Origin of the sequence: uncultured Reyranella sp. (assembly GCF_945957355.1) — a bacterium.
Lineage (GTDB): Bacteria > Pseudomonadota > Alphaproteobacteria > Reyranellales > Reyranellaceae > Reyranella.
Genome location: NZ_CAMFKM010000014.1, coordinates 13,402 through 30,668 on the forward strand (window position 1 = coordinate 13,402; position 17,267 = coordinate 30,668).

Below are 17,267 nucleotides of genomic sequence, written 5' to 3' on the forward strand. Positions count from 1 at the left end.
TTCGTCCGGCTCGGGAATTGGGAACGGAGGGTGTCATGACGATCAAGGTTTCACGCCGCGTTTTTGGCGCGGGTATCCTGGCCACCGGTGTGGCCGGCACATCCCGGGGATCGTTCGCCCAGGGCACGCCCAAGCGGGGCGGCACCCTGGTGGCCACCTGGGGCGGCGGCGAGCCGCAGGCCTGCTACGTACCCGCTGGCGGCGGTTCGAGCCCGACCTTCTCTTCGTCCAAGCTCTTCGAGCGACTGGCTAAGCGCAACATGGACGGCACGTTCGAGGGCGTGCTGGCCGAATCGTGGAAGCCGGCGGCCGACTTCAAGTCCTACGTGGTGAAGATCCGCAAGGGCGTGAAGTTCCATGACGGCAAGGACATGACGGTCGACGACGTCGTCTATTCCGTAAGCGAGATATGGAAGAAGTATGCGGTCGCGTCGGCGCTCACCGACTTCGTCGGCATCGAGTCGCCGGACGCCGACACGGTCGTCTTCAAGTACAACAACCCGACGCCTGAGTTCTTCTTCGCCTCGACGCTCTGCTCGCCGGTCGCCTACATCGTGCCCAAGCATGTCTATGCCGGCAGCGATCCGGTCACCAATCCGGCAAACAATGCACCGATCGCGACCGGTCCCTGGAAGTTCAAGGAGTGGGTGCGCGGCAGTCACTTCGAGTACGTGAAGAACGAGAACTACTGGAAGAAGGACGAGCCCTATCTCGACCGCCTGATCATCCGCTACGTGCGCGATCCGGCGGGCCGCGCCGCGGCAATGGAAGCGGGCGACATCCATATCGGCGTGTTCAACCCGGTGGCACCGCCGGACATCAAGCGCCTGACCGGCACCGGCAAGTTCGTCGCCACGCCCAAGGGCTACGAGGAAGCGGTCTGGTCGACGACACTCGAGTGCAACATGCGCAATCCGGTGTTCGCCAAGCGCGAAGTCCGGCAGGCGATGTTCCACGCCGTCAATCGCGAGTTCATCGCCAAGACGGTCTATTATGGCTACGCGCGGCCGGGCACGAGCCCGATCTACTCCCCCAACAAGGAGTTCTACACCGCCGACACGTTCAAGACCGGCTTCGATCCCAAAAAGGCGGCGGCCCTGCTCGACGCGGCCGGCTTCCCGAAGAAGGCCGACGGCAAGCGCTTCACCCTGAACCTGCTCTCGGCGGGCTGGTTCCAGGAGAACGGCAAGGTCGGCGCCTATGTGAAGCAGGCGCTGGAGGATGTCGGCGTCGGCATCAACCTCACGGTTCCGGATCGCCCAACCTCGCTCAAGCGCATCTACACCGACTACGACTACGACCTGGCGATCTCCAACCAGGCCAATCCGTCGGAGCCGGTGCCGTCGACCACGCAGTACTTCACGACCGACGGCATCCTGAAGGGCGTACCGTTCCGCAACGCCTCGGGCTACTCCAATCCCGACGTCGACAAGCTGGTCGCCAGCATCAAGGTCGAGACCGACCCGGCCAAGCGCAAGGCGCTGGTCGTCGAGTTCCAGAAGATCATCGCGCAGGAAGCGCCGCTCCTGCCGCTGGTCGAGCTGGAATCGATCACGCTGGCCAGCACCAAGGTGCAGAACCACTCCACCGATCCGAACTTCCTTGCGGCGAGCTGGGGAGACCTATGGCTGGCGAGCTAGCCTCGCCGACGCCCGCCCTTCGCGGCTCCGCGCGCCGCACGGCGGCGCTGCGGCTCCTGCGGCGACGGCTGATCCAGGCCGTCCCGCTCATGCTGGGCGTAGTGGTGATCAACTTCTGCCTGATCCAGATGGCGCCGGGCAGTTTCCTCGAGCTGATGACGGCCGAGAACCAGGTGAGCGATCCGGCGACGGTCGAGCTGCTGCGCAAGACCTACGGGCTGGAAGATCCCGTCTGGATGCAGCTGCTGAAATACATCTGGGCGCTGCTGCACTTCGATTTCGGCTTCTCCTACCGGCAGAACATGCCGGTCATCCAGGCGATCTGGATCCACCTGCCGGCGACGATCCTGCTCATGGTGTCGAGCATCACGCTCGCGGTCACGATCGGCGTGGCGGCGGGTGTCGTGGCCTCGATGAAGGTGCGTACCTTCTGGGACAGCCTGGTCTCGATCGCCGCCATGTTCTTCTATGCCGCGCCCAGCTTCTGGCTCGGCATCATGATGATCGTGCTGTTCTCGGTGAAGCTCGGCTGGCTGCCGGTCGGCGGCATGATGAAGATCGGTGGCAGCGGCGGCGTGCTGGACATACTGCACCACCTGATCCTACCGACCCTGGCATTGGGCCTGTTCTATGCCGCGATCTACACCCGCGTGATGCGCTCCTCGATGCTGGAGGTCGCGCAGCTCGACTTCGTACGCACGGCGCGCGCCAAGGGCCTCAGCCGCAACCAGGTCACGATCCACCATGTGCTGCGCAACGCGCTGCTGCCGGTGGTCACGATCCTCGGCGTGCAGATGGGCACCGTGCTGGCCGGCAGCGTCGTGATCGAGAGCGTGTTCAGCTGGCCGGGCGTCGGGTCGCTGCTGTTCGACAGCGTGAGCTCCCGCAACTATCCCGTCGTGCTCGGCATCATGGTGCTGGGCTCGCTGGTCGTCATCGCCGCCAACATCGCGGTCGACCTCGTCTACATGTGGCTCGACCCGCGCATCGAGATCCGCTGATGCAACGCTTCGAGTTTCTGGGCCGCTTCGCCCGCAACCGCGGCGCCCTGGTCGGCGCCTGCCTGATCCTGGTCGTCGCCCTGATGGCGGTGTTCGCCTCAGTGTTCTTCCCGACCGATCCGCTGCGCATCGTCGGCCTGCCCGAACTGTGGCCCGGCGAGGATCCCGAGTTCCCCCTGGGGACCGATTCGCTGGGCCGCGACATCCTCTCGATGATCGTGCACGGTGCGCGGGCGACCCTGCTGATCGGCCTGTTCGCCTCGGCGGTCGCCACGATCATCGGTGTGGGTGTCGGCGCCGTCGCCGGCTATTTCGGCGGCTGGGTCGACGAGGTCGCCATGCGCGCGGCCGAGCTGTTCCAGACCATCCCGAACCTGATCTTCGTGCTCACCATCGTCGTCATCCTGGGCTCGACGCTGACCAACATCGTGATCGCCATTGGCATCGTGAGCTGGACGCCGATCGCGCGCATGACGCGGGCGGAGTTCCTGTCGCTCAGGGACCGCGAATTCGTGCAGGCCTGCCGATCGATGGGCATGAGCGACTTCCGGATCATCGTGTCGGAGATCCTGCCGAACGCCCTGCCGCCGGTGATCGTGCTGTCGTCGCTGGTCGTGGCCGGCGCGATCCTGTTCGAATCGGCCGTCTCCTTCCTCGGCCTGGGCGATCCCAACGTCGCGAGCTGGGGCCGGCTGGTCGGCGACGGGCGGCAGCTCATTCGCAGCTCCTGGTACATCTGCGCCATCCCGGGCATCGCGATCATGATCACCGTGCTCTGCCTCAACCTCGTGGGCGACGGGCTGAACGACGCGCTCAATCCGAAGCTGAGGGACCGGTGATGAACGGCTCGGTCCTTCCCCTCGAAATCACCGACCTCCGCACCACGCTCTTCACCCGCCGCGGCGAGATGAAGGCGGTCGATGGGCTGAGCCTCACCGTCGGCGCCGGCGAGACTGTGGCGCTGGTGGGCGAGTCCGGCTGCGGGAAGTCGCTGTCGGCGCTCTCGATCATGCGGCTTCTGCCCGATCCACCGGCGCGCATCGTAGGCGGCCAGGTGAAGCTCAACGGACGGGACATCGTGCCCCTGGCCGAGGAGACCATGCTCGGCATCCGGGGCAAGGAGATCGGCATGATCTTCCAGGACCCGCTCAGCTCGCTGAACCCGGTCGCCACGGTCGAGAAACAGATCGTCGAAGTGCTGATGACCCATACCGAGCTTGGCCGCGGCCAGGCGAGGGTGCGCGCCCACGAGCTGCTGGAGCTGGTCGGCATGCCTGACGCGGCCCGCCGCCTCGACGCCTACCCGCACCAGCTCTCCGGCGGCATGTGCCAGAGGGTGATCATCGCCATGGCGATCGCCTGCAGCCCATCGGTGCTGATCGCCGACGAACCGACCACGGCGCTCGACGTCACGGTGCAGGCCCAGGTGCTGGCGCTCCTGAAGAAGCTGCAGGCCGATGCCGGCATGGCGATGATCTTCATCACCCACGATCTCGGCGTGGTGGCCGAGACGGCCGACAGGGTCGTCGTCATGTATGCCGGCCGCAAGGTCGAGGAGGCGTCAGTCGACGACCTGTTCGAGAACCCGCTGCATCCCTATACGGTAGGCCTGATCGGCGCGACGCCGACGCCGGGCGCGGAGCGCGCCGAGCGGCTGGCCGACATTCCCGGCATGGTACCGCCGCTCAACGCCCTGCCGCAGGGCTGCGCCTTCGCGCCGCGCTGCAAGCGGGTGATGGACCGCTGCCTCACCGAGAAGCCCGCGCTCATGGCTCCCGGTCCCGGCCGCCTCGTCGCCTGCTTCGCGGCCGAGAGGGCCTGACCATGTCGTTGCTGTCCCTGCGAGACGTGCGCGTCCAGTTCAACACCGCGGGCGGCGTCGTGCGCGCCGTCAATGGCGTCAGCCTCGACCTCGCGGTGGGCGAGACCCTGGGCCTGGTGGGCGAATCCGGCTGCGGCAAGTCCACCCTGGGCAAGGCGATCATGAAGCTGGTGCCCGTCACCGGCGGTGAGATCCTGGTCGAGGGCGTCGATATCGCCCCGCTCGATCGCGACCAGCTCACCGACATGCGCCGCAAGGTGCAGATGATCTTCCAGGATCCCTACGGCTCGCTGAACCCGCGCTCGACCGTGGGCCGCTCAGTCGCCCAGCCGCTGGTGCTGGCCGGCTGGAAGGCCGACGCCACCGCCGAGCGGGTCGAGACTCTGCTGCGCTGGGTCGGACTGCCGAGCGACGCCAAGCAGCGCTACCCGCACGAATTCTCCGGCGGCCAGCGCCAGCGCATCGGCATCGCCCGCGCCCTCGCGCTCAGCCCCAGGCTGATCATCTGCGACGAGCCGGTCTCGGCGCTCGACGTCTCGGTGCGCGCCCAGGTCATCAACCTGCTCGAGGACCTGAAGAGCCAGTTCGGCGTCTCCTATCTCTTCATCAGCCACGATCTCAGCGTGGTCGAGCACATCGCCGACCGGGTGGCGGTGATGTATCTCGGCATGCTGTTCGAGGTCGGCGGCCGCGATCAGATCTGGAAGAGCCCGCAGCACCCCTACACCAGGGCCCTGCTGGCGGCCGCGCCGATCGCCAACCCCAGGCTCGCCCGCGCGCGCCAGCGCGCGGTGCTGCAGGGCGAGCTGCCCAGCCCGCTCGACCCGCCGCCGGGCTGCCCGTTCAATTCGCGCTGCCCCATGGCCCAGGATCGTTGCCGGGTCGAGAAGCCCGTCTTACGCCCGGTCGCCAACGGCGCGCAGGCGGCGTGCCATTTCGTCTGATTTGGCTATGATCCGGGCCATGAGACTGCCCGCCCTCGTCGCTGCCCTGCTTGCCACCGGTACCTTCGCCGGCGCTGCTTCCGCCCAGACCATGGAGTTCGCCTGCCCCGCCCCGGGCACGACCTTCACCTACGACAGTGGCGTCAAGGTCGTGGCGCGCGGTCACGATGGCATGGACTGCACCATGGAGCGCGTCGGCGGGAAGCCCTTCAAGCTTCGCGCCCTGCTGTTCGACAATCCCTCGGCCGACGGTGCCGACCTGACCGCCTTCCTCGCGGCGCTGCGGCCTGAGCGCCTGTGGCCGCTCGAGGTCGGCAAGAAGATCGAGGCGAGCTACAGGGTCGGCAACGGCACCTGGGCCTACACGCTCGCCGTGGCGCGGTACGAGCGGCGCACCGGACCGGGCGACAAGATGATCGATGCCTTCCTGGTCGAGATGAACGAGACCGGCGACAAGGGCCAGCGCACGATCTCGCGCTGGTGGATCTCGCCCGCCGACAGGTTCGCCATCCGCTACGATTTCAGCGACGGCGCCGGCAAGGCCAACCGTGCGGTGGTGACCGAGGTCTCGCGGTAGCCCGGTTTGACTTGAAGCCTTCCGACGCGCCTAGTCGCCTGCCCCCGGAGGATCAAGCCCATGAAGTCGGTTGCTCTCATAGCCCTGTTCGCCGCCCTTGGCGCAGGCAGCGTCTGTGCGCAGACCGCCTCCTTCCAGTGCCCGGCCAGCGGCACCCAATTCAGCTACAAGGGCGACGGGCTGGAAAAGGTGAACACCGCCTCCGGGCAAGATGGCACTGTCTGCCTGTACGACAGCCTCTCGAACGGCAAGACCGAGACGCTGCGCATGCACGGCGGCCTCGTCGGCTCCGTCGACGCACAGGGCGAGTCCTTCGCAAAAGGACTGGACCTCAAGGCACTGTGGCCGCTCACGGTCGGAAACAAGATCACGAATGCGGTCACTGTCGTGGGACGCGACGGCAAGAGCTACACTTCCACCGTGACAACGACCGTCGCGGCGTACGAGAAGATCACCGTGCCGGCCGGCACCTTCGACGCCTTCCGGGTCGAGGGAAGCAAGGCCGAGTCGAACCGCCGCGACATCCATTGGTGGGCGCCGGCCGTGTCCGCCTCGGTCAGGGAAAGCTTTCCCGACTGGCGCACGCCCGGCAAGACGATCACCCTCGATCTGGTATCGCTGAAGCCGGCCGCCAAATAGCGCCGCCGATGCTTTTGGCTACGCTACCGAGCCTGGGTCGGTGTTGGCGCCGCAGATCAGCGTAGCGACGCGTTCGCCCGGTGCGGGACGATACGCGCCCGCACGCAGCGCAGCGAGGCCGGTCGCACCGGCCGGTTCGGCGACGGTGCGCAATTCGTCCCACAGCGCGCGCTGCGTCTCGCGCACGGCCTCGTCGGTGACCAGCACGGAGTCGCGGACCAGCGTGCGGGCGACCTCGAAGTTGGGCGTGCCGATCCGGCTGGCGCCCAGCGCATCGGCTGCGATGCCGGAGATCGCGACGTCGACCAGCTTCCCGGCCTTCAGCGCCTCGTGCAGGGTCGGCGTGCCCTCGGTCTCGACGGCGACGATCTTCTTCGACGAGCCGATCGCGGCGGCGCAACCGGCGATCAGGCCGCCGCCGCCGACGGCGATCAGCAGCGTGTCGAATTCCGCCTGCTCGGCAAATTCCAGTGCGACGCTGCCGGCGCCGGCGAATACGACCTCGTCCTCATAGGCCGGCACGATCAGCGCGCCCGTCTCCGCCGCCCGCTTCTCGGACGCAGCACGCGCCTCGGCATAAACGGCACCGATCTGATGCACGACCGCGCCGTAGCTGCGCAGCCGCGCGACCTTGGCGGGCGCGGCGATGGTCGGCACGAAGATCTCGGCCTTGTGGCCCAGGGCGCGCGCGGCATAGGCCGCGGCGGCGCCGTGATTGCCACCCGAGGCCGCGACGATGCCCGCGGCCGGCACCTTCGAGGCGAGGAGCTTATGGAATGCGCCGCGTCCCTTGAACGAGCCGCTGACCTGCAACGATTCGAGCTTCAGCGCCAGCGGTGCCGTCACGCCGAGCGATCCGGCAGCTAGTTCGATGACCGGGGTGCGACGCACATGCGGCCGGATCAGGCCCCAAGCGGCCTCGACGTTGGAACGGGAGATCATGGCAACGACTTGTGCCGCTTATGTCCCCACGCTGCAACGCCAGGCGGCCGCTTTCCGGAGCAATTTCTCAATTGCCGAGATATGTCAGTTCCAGCCGCTGGGGAGACGCGAGTACCTTCTTCGCGGAAGAGATGGTTCGAATGCTACGTGGCGACTGCACGATCTCGTACATGCGGATCAGGCGTGCCAGTTCAAGGTCGATCGGCGTCGCCGTCGTGTCAGCCGATGCTCTGGCTTCCGCGATGCAGCCGGTGAAGGAAAACGGCTGATAGGCCGGTAGCTCATAAGGGGCCCATCCATCCATTCCCAGCGGACTCGGCCGTTCCATGATCCACTCGGCCGTACCACCCGACACCGTATATCCCGGGGGCGCACCGACATCGAACGCCTGGAGGATCAACCCGAGGGAAACGTTCTTGATGTTGAAGCGAACAGTCGAGGAGTCGAGCGCCGTTATGATGGCGCTGATCTCGTCGCCCGGCCTTACCGGCAGGTTGAGCGGTACAGGCGGCACATGCTGGCCGCGCGCCCACCATTGGTACCAGCTCCCGTATGTCGCCGCCCCCGTCGCGGCGACCCAGAACTGAGACGTGCCGATCTGAGGCAGCGTGGAATCCTTGTAGGACCTTTGCCCGTCGAGTCCTATCCACGTCGAGTTCCTGTACTCGGTTGCCACGCCTCCTGTGGGTGCGGTCACCGCTGGCACGACCCAGTTGGCCATGACCGACACGATGCTGCGCCCGCTACGGGGAGCAACATAGGCGCCCGACCAGTTGCTGCTTTTCTGGGAAGGCCACGAATGCGGCGTCGTTGGTGCCGTATGGGTCGTCAACAGTCGGCTCCCCGCAAGCGCCGGCGGGATCGCCTTCACAAACCGGATCGGAGCGCCCGACGCAGGTCGAGCGAGGAAGTTCCACCGGAATTGATAGCTTTGCGTGCCCGGCGTCCAGCTATCCAATGTTGGCAAGCCAAATCGCAGCCTGATGGCATCGTCGACACCCGAGCCGAGAGGATCAAACGACTCGGGCGGGCATTCCGCAAAATGAGTTCTGTCATACAGGCAGTTCAATGCCGCGGCCACGAGCGGCGGGACGCCTTCGAGATTGAGCATCTTGAATACTCCCTGGCCTTCTAGGGTCGCCACTCCTCAACCGCAGCATCCAAGGCAACATCAAATGTCGCGAACGGGCCGTATGCAGTTGCCGCTTCATCCGAGGCACTAAGAGTCCTGAGGCGATCCAGCACATGGCTGGCAATATGCTCACCGGCATCGGAGTCGCTCGGATAGTGCAGACCCGCAATTTCACGGTTGCGCGCCACCCTCCGCGCGAGAGCGTTCAGCGTCTCCCTCAGTGCGGTTTTATGGGCAAGCACTGGGATCGCCAGATCGAATACCAATCCCATGCACTTTGCCATCAGATGTGCTTGCGTCGCGTGCCCGCTTGGGAAGGATGAGTGTCCCGGAACCGGTATAGGCGGCATCAGAGCAGGCAGTTCCCAGGACGGTCTCGGCCTGTCAAACACATGCTTGTAGTGAAGCGCTGCAAACGACCCGATCAGACTCGCGATGTGCAGCATGCGGAAAGTGCGATAGTGCGAGCCCGGCGTGATGGCGAGTGCCTCCATGAATGCCGTTATGAACTCCACGTCCTGAGTCAGGATCTCACCCAATGCCGAGGCCCGTTCGTCGCGCGCCATCGCAAGCAATGTTTCCCATTCGATTTCCTGGATGGTCGAACCTTGACCAACAGGGGCATAGACATCGAGTAGCTTCTGGGCGAGAGCATCGTTGAGCGCCCGGGTATTCCACGTCTTTCCCGCCCAGCGGGCTGCCGTGAATTCCCTCAGTACACGCCATGCATACCAGCGCCCCGTCCAGTTGCGATCATGGAACCGGGCGACGTTGCCATTGGGGTAAGGTAAAGTGCGAAACTCAACTGTCTTACGCTGGCCACCTATGGTTGTGTCCCGAATATAGACACGCCGGTGCAAGTCCGATATCCGCCCCGGCGGATTTCCAGGAATTGGATAAGTCTCCATAACAAATGGGAAGTCTGCGCGGTCCGGCAGAATCCAGCCGCCACCGACATCGCCATTGATGCCCGCGTTGCCCGTATTGCCGGTGTTGCCCGTATTTCCAGTGTTGCCGGTGTTGCCCGTGTTGCTCATTGCAGCCTCTCCTCCCAATGTCTGCTCGAGAAACTCACAAGGACTATGCACTCCTCATTCCGGCAGGCCCGCGGCCCGCAGCTGTCCAATCCAGTTTCCAAGGATGGGCTCGACGAACGGGCAGCGCTGAGCGTAGGCGCCCAATCGAAAGTCGGGTTGCACCTGGATCAGGCGCCGGGCGGCAGCCTCGGCCTCCGCCTGACGCCCTCCGGCCACGAGGCTCGCGATCAGGGTTCGCAAGGTGAATCGAATGGACCGGTTCTGCGCGACGGCGCTGCGCGCCCACGTCACCGCCTGCCCGTAGTCGCCGCTTACGTAGTAGGCTTGGGCCAGAATTCCCTCGTGCCAGAACGTATAGGGATCCGCCGGTGCCAGCCGCTGGCCGCGCTCTGCGTGCGCCACCGCCAGGGCGCCATCGCCGACGAAGCCGCGAGTCGCACTGCTCATGGTCCAGGCCATGGCGACGCTTGGCCCCGCCTCGATCGCCCGGTCGAGGAAGCGAAGGGCCGTTCCGGTGTCATGCAGGAGAAACGCCTGGACGTGGCCATAGATAGCCAAAGCCAGGGCATCGTTGCCGTCACGTTCTATGGCGGCGGACGCCCGGTCGGCTGCCGCGCGCGCATCCGCGTCCGGGTCTGGCGAGCCGATCTCGCCGACGCGAAACACGTGCCACAAGGCCGCGTAGGTATAGGGAGGCGCGTAGCCCGGATCGAGGGCAATGGCCTGTTGCAGCAGTCCGCGGGCCTCCCGGAAGCTGTCGGCATCCATCCGGTAGAGGAGATCCAGGGCCTGGAGCAACAGATCGTAGGCCGTCATGCTGCTCGAATGCTTGCGCAGGGAGCGCTTCAGTTCACGCTCGCGCACGTTCGGCGCGATGGTCTTCACCAGCTTGAGTGCGATGCGGTCCTGCAAATCGAACAACTCGGCCGACGAGCCATCGTGGTTGTCGTTGGAAACGATCGTTCCATTGAGGGTGTCGGTAAGCTCGGTGTTGATCCGCAGACGATCTCCCGCATGGAGCACGCCACCCGCGAGAATGTACCGGACACCCAGCTTCCGCCCCACGGCGATGGGGTCGGCCCGACGGCGACCATAGGCCAGGGTCGATCCGCGGGAGATGACGAACAGTTCCTTGAGACCAGACAGTCCGTGGACGATCGCATCGACGACGCCGAGGGCAACATAGTCGGCCGCTCCTTCGGGATGGTTCGTGCGGAACGGCAGCACCGCGATCGAAGGTCTCGCTTCCTCCCCGACGGCCGCTTCGCCCAAGCGCTGCGGCGAGCTGGCATTCGGTTCGGGCCGAAGCGCGAAGACGCGCACCGGCTGCCGGTGGTTGCGCAACTGCAACTCGCCCAGATCGACTGCCGTCCGGCGTATTGCCGGTTCGAGCTCGTCGACAACGGATTGCGAGACGATCACGTCGCCGGGTTCGGCGTAAGCTTGCAGGCGAGCCGCGATGTTCACGCCATCGCCGAACACGTCATCCTTCTCGGTGATGACGGTCGAGAAATTGACGCCCATCCGGAACGTCAGCCTCAGACTGGGCGGCTGGCCGGCCGTCGCAACCGCGATCGCCTTCTGAAGTGCCAGGGCGCAACTGGTCGCCGCGCCGGCATCCTGGAAGATCGCCAAGAAGCCATCTCCAGTGTTCTTCACGATTTTGCCCTGATGCCCGAGGATCGCCGGCCCGATGACCTCGTCCAGCAGTCGCATCAACTCACGGTGGGTTTCTTCCTCCGCCGCTTCAATCAGGCGCGTGTAGCCAACCACATCCGCGACCAGGATGGCAGCTACCCGTCGTTGCACCTGTGTCATGGCGACTCGCGAAGCAGGCTAATTGGCGCGAGGCTAACCTATCCGCACGGTAAATGAAACTGATGTTCGGACACACAGGCGTTACCGCTGCACTGACCGCGCCCGTTCAATTTCACATACAAAATGCCGTATTCAAGGGCGCGCGAAGAACATCGCCAGGTGTGCGGCAACCGGGAACCGGTCGCCCCAGGAGTCATCAAGCGGCAATTTCCCTCGGCCGGGAATCACTTCCGGCAGGCCGGGACGTGACGCAGGTAATGGTCGAAGTCCGGCGTGCTGGCGCGCGGGTCCTTGGCTTCTTCGTCGTAGCGCCTGAGCCGTACCGCTTCGGCGTGATACGGATTGGCGCGGAAGGCTTCGACCTCGTCCGGCGACATCAGGCCGCCCTGCAGTTCGAGGCTGCGTACCGAGTCGGCCGCCAGCTTGCCGAAATAGTCGGACTCGACGGTGCAGAGATAACGCTTGGCCGTCACATGCAGGCGGACCGGCTCGCTGACGGCAGGCTCGAATCGCTCGGCCAGCCATTGCGCGCCCAGCTCCTCATGCACGTCATCGACGCCCTGCGAGGCCGGGTCTTCGCCCAGCCCGTGGATCATGTGTCCGACATCGTGCAGCAGCGAGGCCAGTACGGTCGCCGCCGGTGCGCCATCCGCTTCTGCCAGCGCCGCCGACTGCAGCGCATGCTGGAGCTGGTTGATGTCGGAGAGGCCGTAGCGCCGCGTGGCGCGGCCGGCGAAGATTTCCAGGAGTTCCTGGCGCAGTGTATCGCTCATGCGCTCTTTTTACCATGAACCGGGACGAAGCCGGGAATCATGGAAAGCGCCTGCTTCAAAGGGTCCACCTGCCACGCGCGCGTAACAAAATCGCCATGCATGTCGAGTCCGCCCGTCGGCCCCAGGAAGCAGGCGGTGCCCGGCGTCAGCGCTTTCGGGACAGTGCGGGTGAAAGGAATACGCCGCTTGGTCAAGAGCGCCTGCAGCATCGCGTTCTCGTCCTTGGTCGAATCGGTGAAGGCGCTCAGCAGGAAGGCCTGCCGGCGGCGGGCCGCGAACCAGGCGGCGAACTTGGCCTCCTCGCCATAGAGCGCATCCAGCAGGATCAGCCCGTTCACGCGATGGTTGGCGCCGCCGCGCTCCAGCGCATAGGCGGCCGACAGGTAGCCGCCGCTATAGGCCGCGATGGTCACCGGCGCGAGGTTGAAGCCACGGCCGGCGCTGCGGTTGCCGTAGAGGCGCATCAGCCGTTCCGCCGCCTCGTCGAGATATCTGGCGAAATGTCCGCCGCGCCAGAAATTGCCGGCGCTCGAATCCAGGGCGTCGTAGGCGAGCTGCGGCGCCACCAGGGCGATGTTCATCCCCGACTCGTCGACCTGTCGCGACACGGCCTGGCGCAGTACGACGTCGCGCTCCAGGGTGGCGCCCTGACCGTGGAGGAACAGCACGATCAGCACCGGCCGCGCCGGATCGAAGCCCTGCGGCAGGTAAAGCAGCGAGCGGCGATCGCTGTAGGTCGTTTCCTCCCAATAGACGTCGCCGCGCCCCGTCGTATGGCCGCGCCGCTTGCCGTCACGCGCGTCGAGGAAGGGCTTGGTCGTCTCCGGGATGAAGCCGCGATAGGGAAAGGGCGAGGCGTCGAAGGCCGCGAGCTGCGTCTTCGCCTCTTTCAGGCCTGGCGGCGGCGCGGCCGGGGCGGGCTTCGCAGCCTGCACCGGCGCGGCCTTCGCGGCAGGCTTGGCAGCCTGCCGCTTGCTGGGCTTCTTGGGTTTCTTGGGCTGGGCGTGCGCGGCGGTCGGCATCAGGAGAGCCCCCAGCAGCAGCGCCCGCCGCTTCACGCGACGGCGGACCGCGCTCCCCCCGTCGCCCGGGGCTGGAGCGGCATGATGACGGAGAAGAAGGCCGGCAGCGCGATCAGGTAGGCAAAGGCGCCGACCAGCACCACGGCCGGCAGGCCGAAGCTGGTCGCCACGATCGGCACCAGCGCGGCGCCGATCACCGAGAAGCAGCCGTTGATGCCCCAGGCCCACAGGAACATGTGGTCCTTGCCGAGGCGGCCCAGCATCGTCATCGCGGTCGGCATGGGGAAGCCCATGAGGAAGGCCGGCGGGAACACGATCAGCAGGCAGAGCAGGATGCGCAGCGCGTAGGGCAGCGTGCCGATCCAGTCGAGCGCGTAGTCAATGGTGAAGGCATAGGTCGCCAGGATCGCGAAGATCGCCAGGAAGACCTTGGGCATGAAGCTGCGGGCCCGGTCGAGGAAGCGCTCGGAGAAGAAGCTGCCCATGCCGGAGAAGACCAGCATGCCGGTGATCAGCACCGATGCCGAGACCGTGGCGTTGGAGAGGGCCAGGATGAAGTGGGAGATCATGCCCACCTCGACGATGATGTAGCCCAGGCCGAGGCACAGGAAGTACAGCATCGTGCCGGCCTTGCCGGGGTAGCGACTGAAGATGGTGCGCCAGCCGAACACGACCGGGAACAGCACCAGGGTCAACGCGAAGACCGTGGCGATGCCGAGCGTCGCCCACAGCAGCAGGTAGCCCCACTCGTCCTGCACCAGCTCGAGCCGGTCGGTGAACTTCAGCAGGTCCGGCACCTTGATGTAGGCGGCGAAGTACGGCTGGTGGTTGGTCAGGATGCGGGTATCGAAGACGTATTCGTCAGCGACCTTCTGCCAGCCGCCGTCGATCAGATAGTGCCAGGCGAGGCGGCCCAGCACGGTGGCCGGAACCTTGGGCGTCGGCGGCGCGGCGTCGGTCGGCGTGGCGTCGGTCGGCGTGGCGCCCGGCGCGGCTTCGGTCGTCATGCCGGGAGGCGGCTTGTCGTTGGGTTCCGACTCTGCGGGCGCGGTCGGATCGACCGCCTGGCCGGCGAAGAAGAACTGGTCGTGATAGTCCTGCAGGATCTGCTTCAGGTCGGCCGTGTCGACCTTCAGGCCGGGATAGTAGATCTCGTCGAACGACATCGCCTTGGTGTGGGCGTTGAGCAGCTCGATCTCCGCCGGCGTGAAGCCGTCGCGCTTGTAGAGGACGGTGGCGGTCGAGAGGTAGGACGAGACGACGTAGAATTTCTGGGCGATGTCCTTGCCGCCATCGACGTCGCGGGCCGCGGCAGCCATCGTCGCATAGAGCTTCAGCACCGACTTCGGCGGCTCTTCCTTGTTCCACAAGGTCACCGACAGGATTCCGCCTGGCGTCAGGGCGCGCATGTAGGCGCTCATCGCCTCGCGGCTGTACGAATACTTCTCGACGATCGAGAAGCCGCCGGGGCTCGACAGGCCGGCCGAATCGGCCAGCGACAGGTCGATCACGTCGTAGCGGTTCTTCGTATGGGCGACGTAGAGGCGGCCGTCATAGTCGACGACTTTGACCTTGGGGTTGTTCAGGATGTCGCCGGTGAAGTCGCGCAGGAACTTGTCTTCGCGGAAGGCGGTAAGCAGCGCGGGATTGCCCTCGGCCACCGTGACCTGGCTGGACCCCGACTTCAGCGCCACCGCCGTCGAGATGCCGCCGCCGAACTGGACCACGAAGGTCTTCGGGTCCTTCTCCAGCAGGTACGGGTAGTACATCGGCAGGTACTTGAAGTACGCCGTCTCGTCGGCCGGCAGGTCCTTAATGATGCCGGCCGGGCCTTCGGAATCGATGTAGAGGCCGAGATAGGCGTTGGACGGCATCTTCTTCAGGTTGAAGGCCGCATTGTCGGACTGGCCCGGCGCGAAATGCAGGTAGGAGCTGGAATAGACCTCGATGTAGCCGAACGGCGAGGCCCGCTCGTAGACGCGCACGGCATCGGGGAACTTGCGGGCGTAGGAGACGCCCTTGTAGTCGGACACGGCGAGCTTGGGGATGCCCAGCACCTGCGGCGCCAGATGGTGCACGGCCGCCGACAGGATGGCGACGATGACAATGGCCGCCATGCCCTTGCGATCGCCCAGCGCCACGAACCACAGGATTCCACCGGCCAGCCAGAGCAGCAGCGGCGCCATGATCAGATCGTCGGGCCGCCAGGCATACATGGCCAGCAGCACGGTGAGGCCGCACAGGCCCGAGCCGACGAGATCGGCGAAGTAGACACGGTTGAAGGTCTTCTGCGCCTTCAGGAAGATGACACCGAGATACAGCGCACCCGCGAGGAAGGGCAGGAAGTAGAGCACGAAGTTGGCGAACAGGCGCCACTTCTGCATCGGGTCGGAGATCAGGAAGATCGCATTGAACGGCACCTGCTGGGCGGCGAGGTTGCACACCACCATCAGCGGCCCGAAGGCCAGCAGGGCACCCTTCACGGAGCCGACCCAGTGACGCTCGAACCAGCTCTTGCCGACGCACATCACGGCACTGGTGAGACCGAAGCCGAACATGGCGAGGCTCACCACCAGCGAGCCGAAATGGGCCCAGCTGCCGACGGAGAACACGCGCATGATGCCGATCTGCAGCGCGATGATGCTGCCGGCAACCAGGCCTACGGACAGATAGAATGCGAGCGGCGGGCGATGATCGAGATCGACCGTGATGGACAAGGGGGATCTCCGTTGTTCTTGTTGGATCGCTTTGTGCGATCTCTAGAGGGGAAGGCTTTCAGCCGTTCCGATCTTGACTGTCATCCCGAGGCCGCAGGCCGAGGGACCCTTGCTGGTCGCGAAAGGTCCCTCGCTTCGCTCGGGATGACACCGGTACCGTGACGACAGCCTACAACCTTTAGCGGTTGTGCGTGCCGACGATCTTGTCGCCTTCGAGCTTGGTGAAGGGCACGAACGGCACGATCTTGCCGCCGTAGATGTCCTCGCGGCTCGTGGTGATGGAGCCGTCGGCGGCCTGCGTCTTGGTCACCTTGAGCACGCGCTGCGCGCCCGGCGGGCCGACCGGGATCACCATCAGGCCACCGGACTTGAGCTGCTGGAGCAGCGGCGGCGGCACGTGGTCGATGCCGCAGGTCACGATGATCTTGTCGAACGGGGCGGCTTCTTCCCAACCGTAGAAGCCGTCGGCGTTCTTGGTCTTGATGTGCTTGAACTCGGTGTAGCCCTTGTCGATCAGCTTGTCGTAGAGGCCCCGCGTCCGCTGGGCGAGCGGCGCGATGATCTCGATCGTGTAGGCGTTCTCGGTGAGGTTGGCGATGTAGGCCGACTGCACGCCCGAACCGGTGCCGATCTCGAGCACCTTCTCGCCGCGCTTGACGTCGATGACGTTGGTCATGCGGCCCTGGACGTGCGGGCCGGACATGGTCACGCCATAGCCGATGTCGAGGAAGGCATGCTCATAGGCGCGCTTGGCGATCGCCGGGCTGATCGCGGAGAATTCTTCGCGCGGGGTGAGCAGGAAGGCGCGCATGGTCGCCTGGCCCCAGATGTCCTTGTTCTTGATCAGGGCCTGGAAGCGGTCCCAGCGCTGGCCGAGGAACACGGGGTCCTCACCGCGGGCCTTGCCCCAGGCGATGAAGTTCTCACGCGAGTCCATCGGCGGGTTGAGGTCCCAGCTGTAGGGCTTGATCGTGGCAGCGATGGCCGGGGCGGCCAGAGCACCGGCGGCGAGCGCAACCGAGCCGGAGACGAAAGTACGTCTCTTCAAGATATTCCTCCTTGGCGCGGACACATTGAGAGGGAAAAACACCGGAAAAGCCCGGCGATTCGAGGCGGCCGCACGTCGAATAGATACGGGAATTGTGGCGGATTTGCCAGCGCGGCCATGCTAGGGGATCGGTAACAAATACGAATCAAGGGAGG

Annotated in this window: 15 protein-coding genes; 7 read left to right on the top strand and 8 right to left on the bottom strand. The window is 65.5% G+C overall.

Annotation, left to right across the window (positions count from 1 at the left end; translation table 11 throughout):
- Positions 1-35: 35 nt before the first annotated feature.
- The 7 genes from Q0Q48_RS20995 to Q0Q48_RS21025 are packed head-to-tail and all read left to right on the top strand — an operon-like array spanning position 36 to position 6,623.
- Positions 36-1,640, top strand: a complete 1,605-nt coding sequence (locus Q0Q48_RS20995) for an ABC transporter substrate-binding protein (RefSeq protein ID WP_295142098.1) — start codon at positions 36-38, stop codon at positions 1,638-1,640.
- Complete coding sequence (locus Q0Q48_RS21000; RefSeq protein ID WP_295142100.1) at positions 1,625-2,641, top strand: ABC transporter permease; 1,017 nt, start codon at positions 1,625-1,627, stop codon at positions 2,639-2,641. The genes Q0Q48_RS20995 and Q0Q48_RS21000 overlap by 16 nt, the downstream gene beginning before the upstream one ends.
- Positions 2,641-3,480, top strand: a complete 840-nt coding sequence (locus tag Q0Q48_RS21005; RefSeq protein ID WP_295142103.1) for an ABC transporter permease — start codon at positions 2,641-2,643, stop codon at positions 3,478-3,480. Before Q0Q48_RS21000 ends, Q0Q48_RS21005 begins: the two co-directional genes overlap by 1 nt.
- A complete protein-coding gene (locus Q0Q48_RS21010) occupies positions 3,477-4,463 on the top strand; it encodes an ABC transporter ATP-binding protein (protein ID WP_295142106.1) in 987 nt (328 codons plus the stop codon). The genes Q0Q48_RS21005 and Q0Q48_RS21010 overlap by 4 nt, the downstream gene beginning before the upstream one ends.
- Before the next feature lie 2 nt (positions 4,464-4,465).
- Positions 4,466-5,407: an oligopeptide/dipeptide ABC transporter ATP-binding protein gene (locus tag Q0Q48_RS21015; RefSeq protein ID WP_295142109.1), complete on the top strand. Its 942-nt coding sequence runs from the start codon at positions 4,466-4,468 to the stop codon at positions 5,405-5,407.
- Positions 5,408-5,426: 19 nt separating this feature from the next.
- Positions 5,427-5,984, top strand: coding sequence for a hypothetical protein (locus Q0Q48_RS21020; RefSeq protein ID WP_295142112.1), 558 nt, complete (start codon positions 5,427-5,429; stop codon positions 5,982-5,984).
- Positions 5,985-6,044: 60 nt separating this feature from the next.
- On the top strand, positions 6,045-6,623 hold the full coding sequence (locus Q0Q48_RS21025) for a hypothetical protein (protein ID WP_295142115.1): 579 nt from the start codon (positions 6,045-6,047) through the stop codon (positions 6,621-6,623).
- An 18-nt stretch (positions 6,624-6,641) separates the two neighbouring features.
- Here the strand turns inward: Q0Q48_RS21025 and Q0Q48_RS21030 are convergent, their stop codons facing one another.
- The 8 genes from Q0Q48_RS21030 to Q0Q48_RS21065 all read right to left on the bottom strand — a co-directional run bounded on the left by Q0Q48_RS21030 (position 6,642) and on the right by Q0Q48_RS21065 (position 17,112).
- Entirely contained in the window at positions 6,642-7,565 is a 924-nt protein-coding gene (locus Q0Q48_RS21030) for a serine/threonine dehydratase (RefSeq protein ID WP_295142117.1), read from the bottom strand.
- A gap of 67 nt (positions 7,566-7,632) precedes the next feature.
- Entirely contained in the window at positions 7,633-8,676 is a 1,044-nt protein-coding gene (locus Q0Q48_RS21035; RefSeq protein ID WP_295142119.1) for a G1 family glutamic endopeptidase, read from the bottom strand.
- A gap of 20 nt (positions 8,677-8,696) precedes the next feature.
- Positions 8,697-9,734: a phosphatase PAP2 family protein gene (locus Q0Q48_RS21040; protein WP_295142122.1), complete on the bottom strand. Its 1,038-nt coding sequence runs from the start codon at positions 9,732-9,734 to the stop codon at positions 8,697-8,699.
- 54 nt (positions 9,735-9,788) lie between these two features.
- Positions 9,789-11,552 (bottom strand): adenylate/guanylate cyclase domain-containing protein, encoded by a 1,764-nt coding sequence (locus Q0Q48_RS21045; RefSeq protein WP_295142124.1) that lies wholly within the window; start codon positions 11,550-11,552, stop codon positions 9,789-9,791.
- 224 nt (positions 11,553-11,776) lie between these two features.
- On the bottom strand, positions 11,777-12,325 hold the full coding sequence (locus Q0Q48_RS21050; RefSeq protein WP_295142126.1) for an HD domain-containing protein: 549 nt from the start codon (positions 12,323-12,325) through the stop codon (positions 11,777-11,779).
- Positions 12,322-13,383, bottom strand: coding sequence for an alpha/beta hydrolase (locus tag Q0Q48_RS21055; RefSeq protein ID WP_295142129.1), 1,062 nt, complete (start codon positions 13,381-13,383; stop codon positions 12,322-12,324). Before Q0Q48_RS21055 ends, Q0Q48_RS21050 begins: the two co-directional genes overlap by 4 nt.
- Complete coding sequence (locus Q0Q48_RS21060; protein WP_295142132.1) at positions 13,380-16,064, bottom strand: hypothetical protein; 2,685 nt, start codon at positions 16,062-16,064, stop codon at positions 13,380-13,382. Before Q0Q48_RS21060 ends, Q0Q48_RS21055 begins: the two co-directional genes overlap by 4 nt.
- 178 nt (positions 16,065-16,242) lie before the next feature.
- The gene (locus tag Q0Q48_RS21065; RefSeq protein WP_295142135.1) at positions 16,243-17,112 is read right to left on the bottom strand and encodes a protein-L-isoaspartate O-methyltransferase; all 870 of its coding nucleotides are present in this window, start codon (positions 17,110-17,112) and stop codon (positions 16,243-16,245) included.
- Positions 17,113-17,267 lie beyond the last annotated feature (155 nt).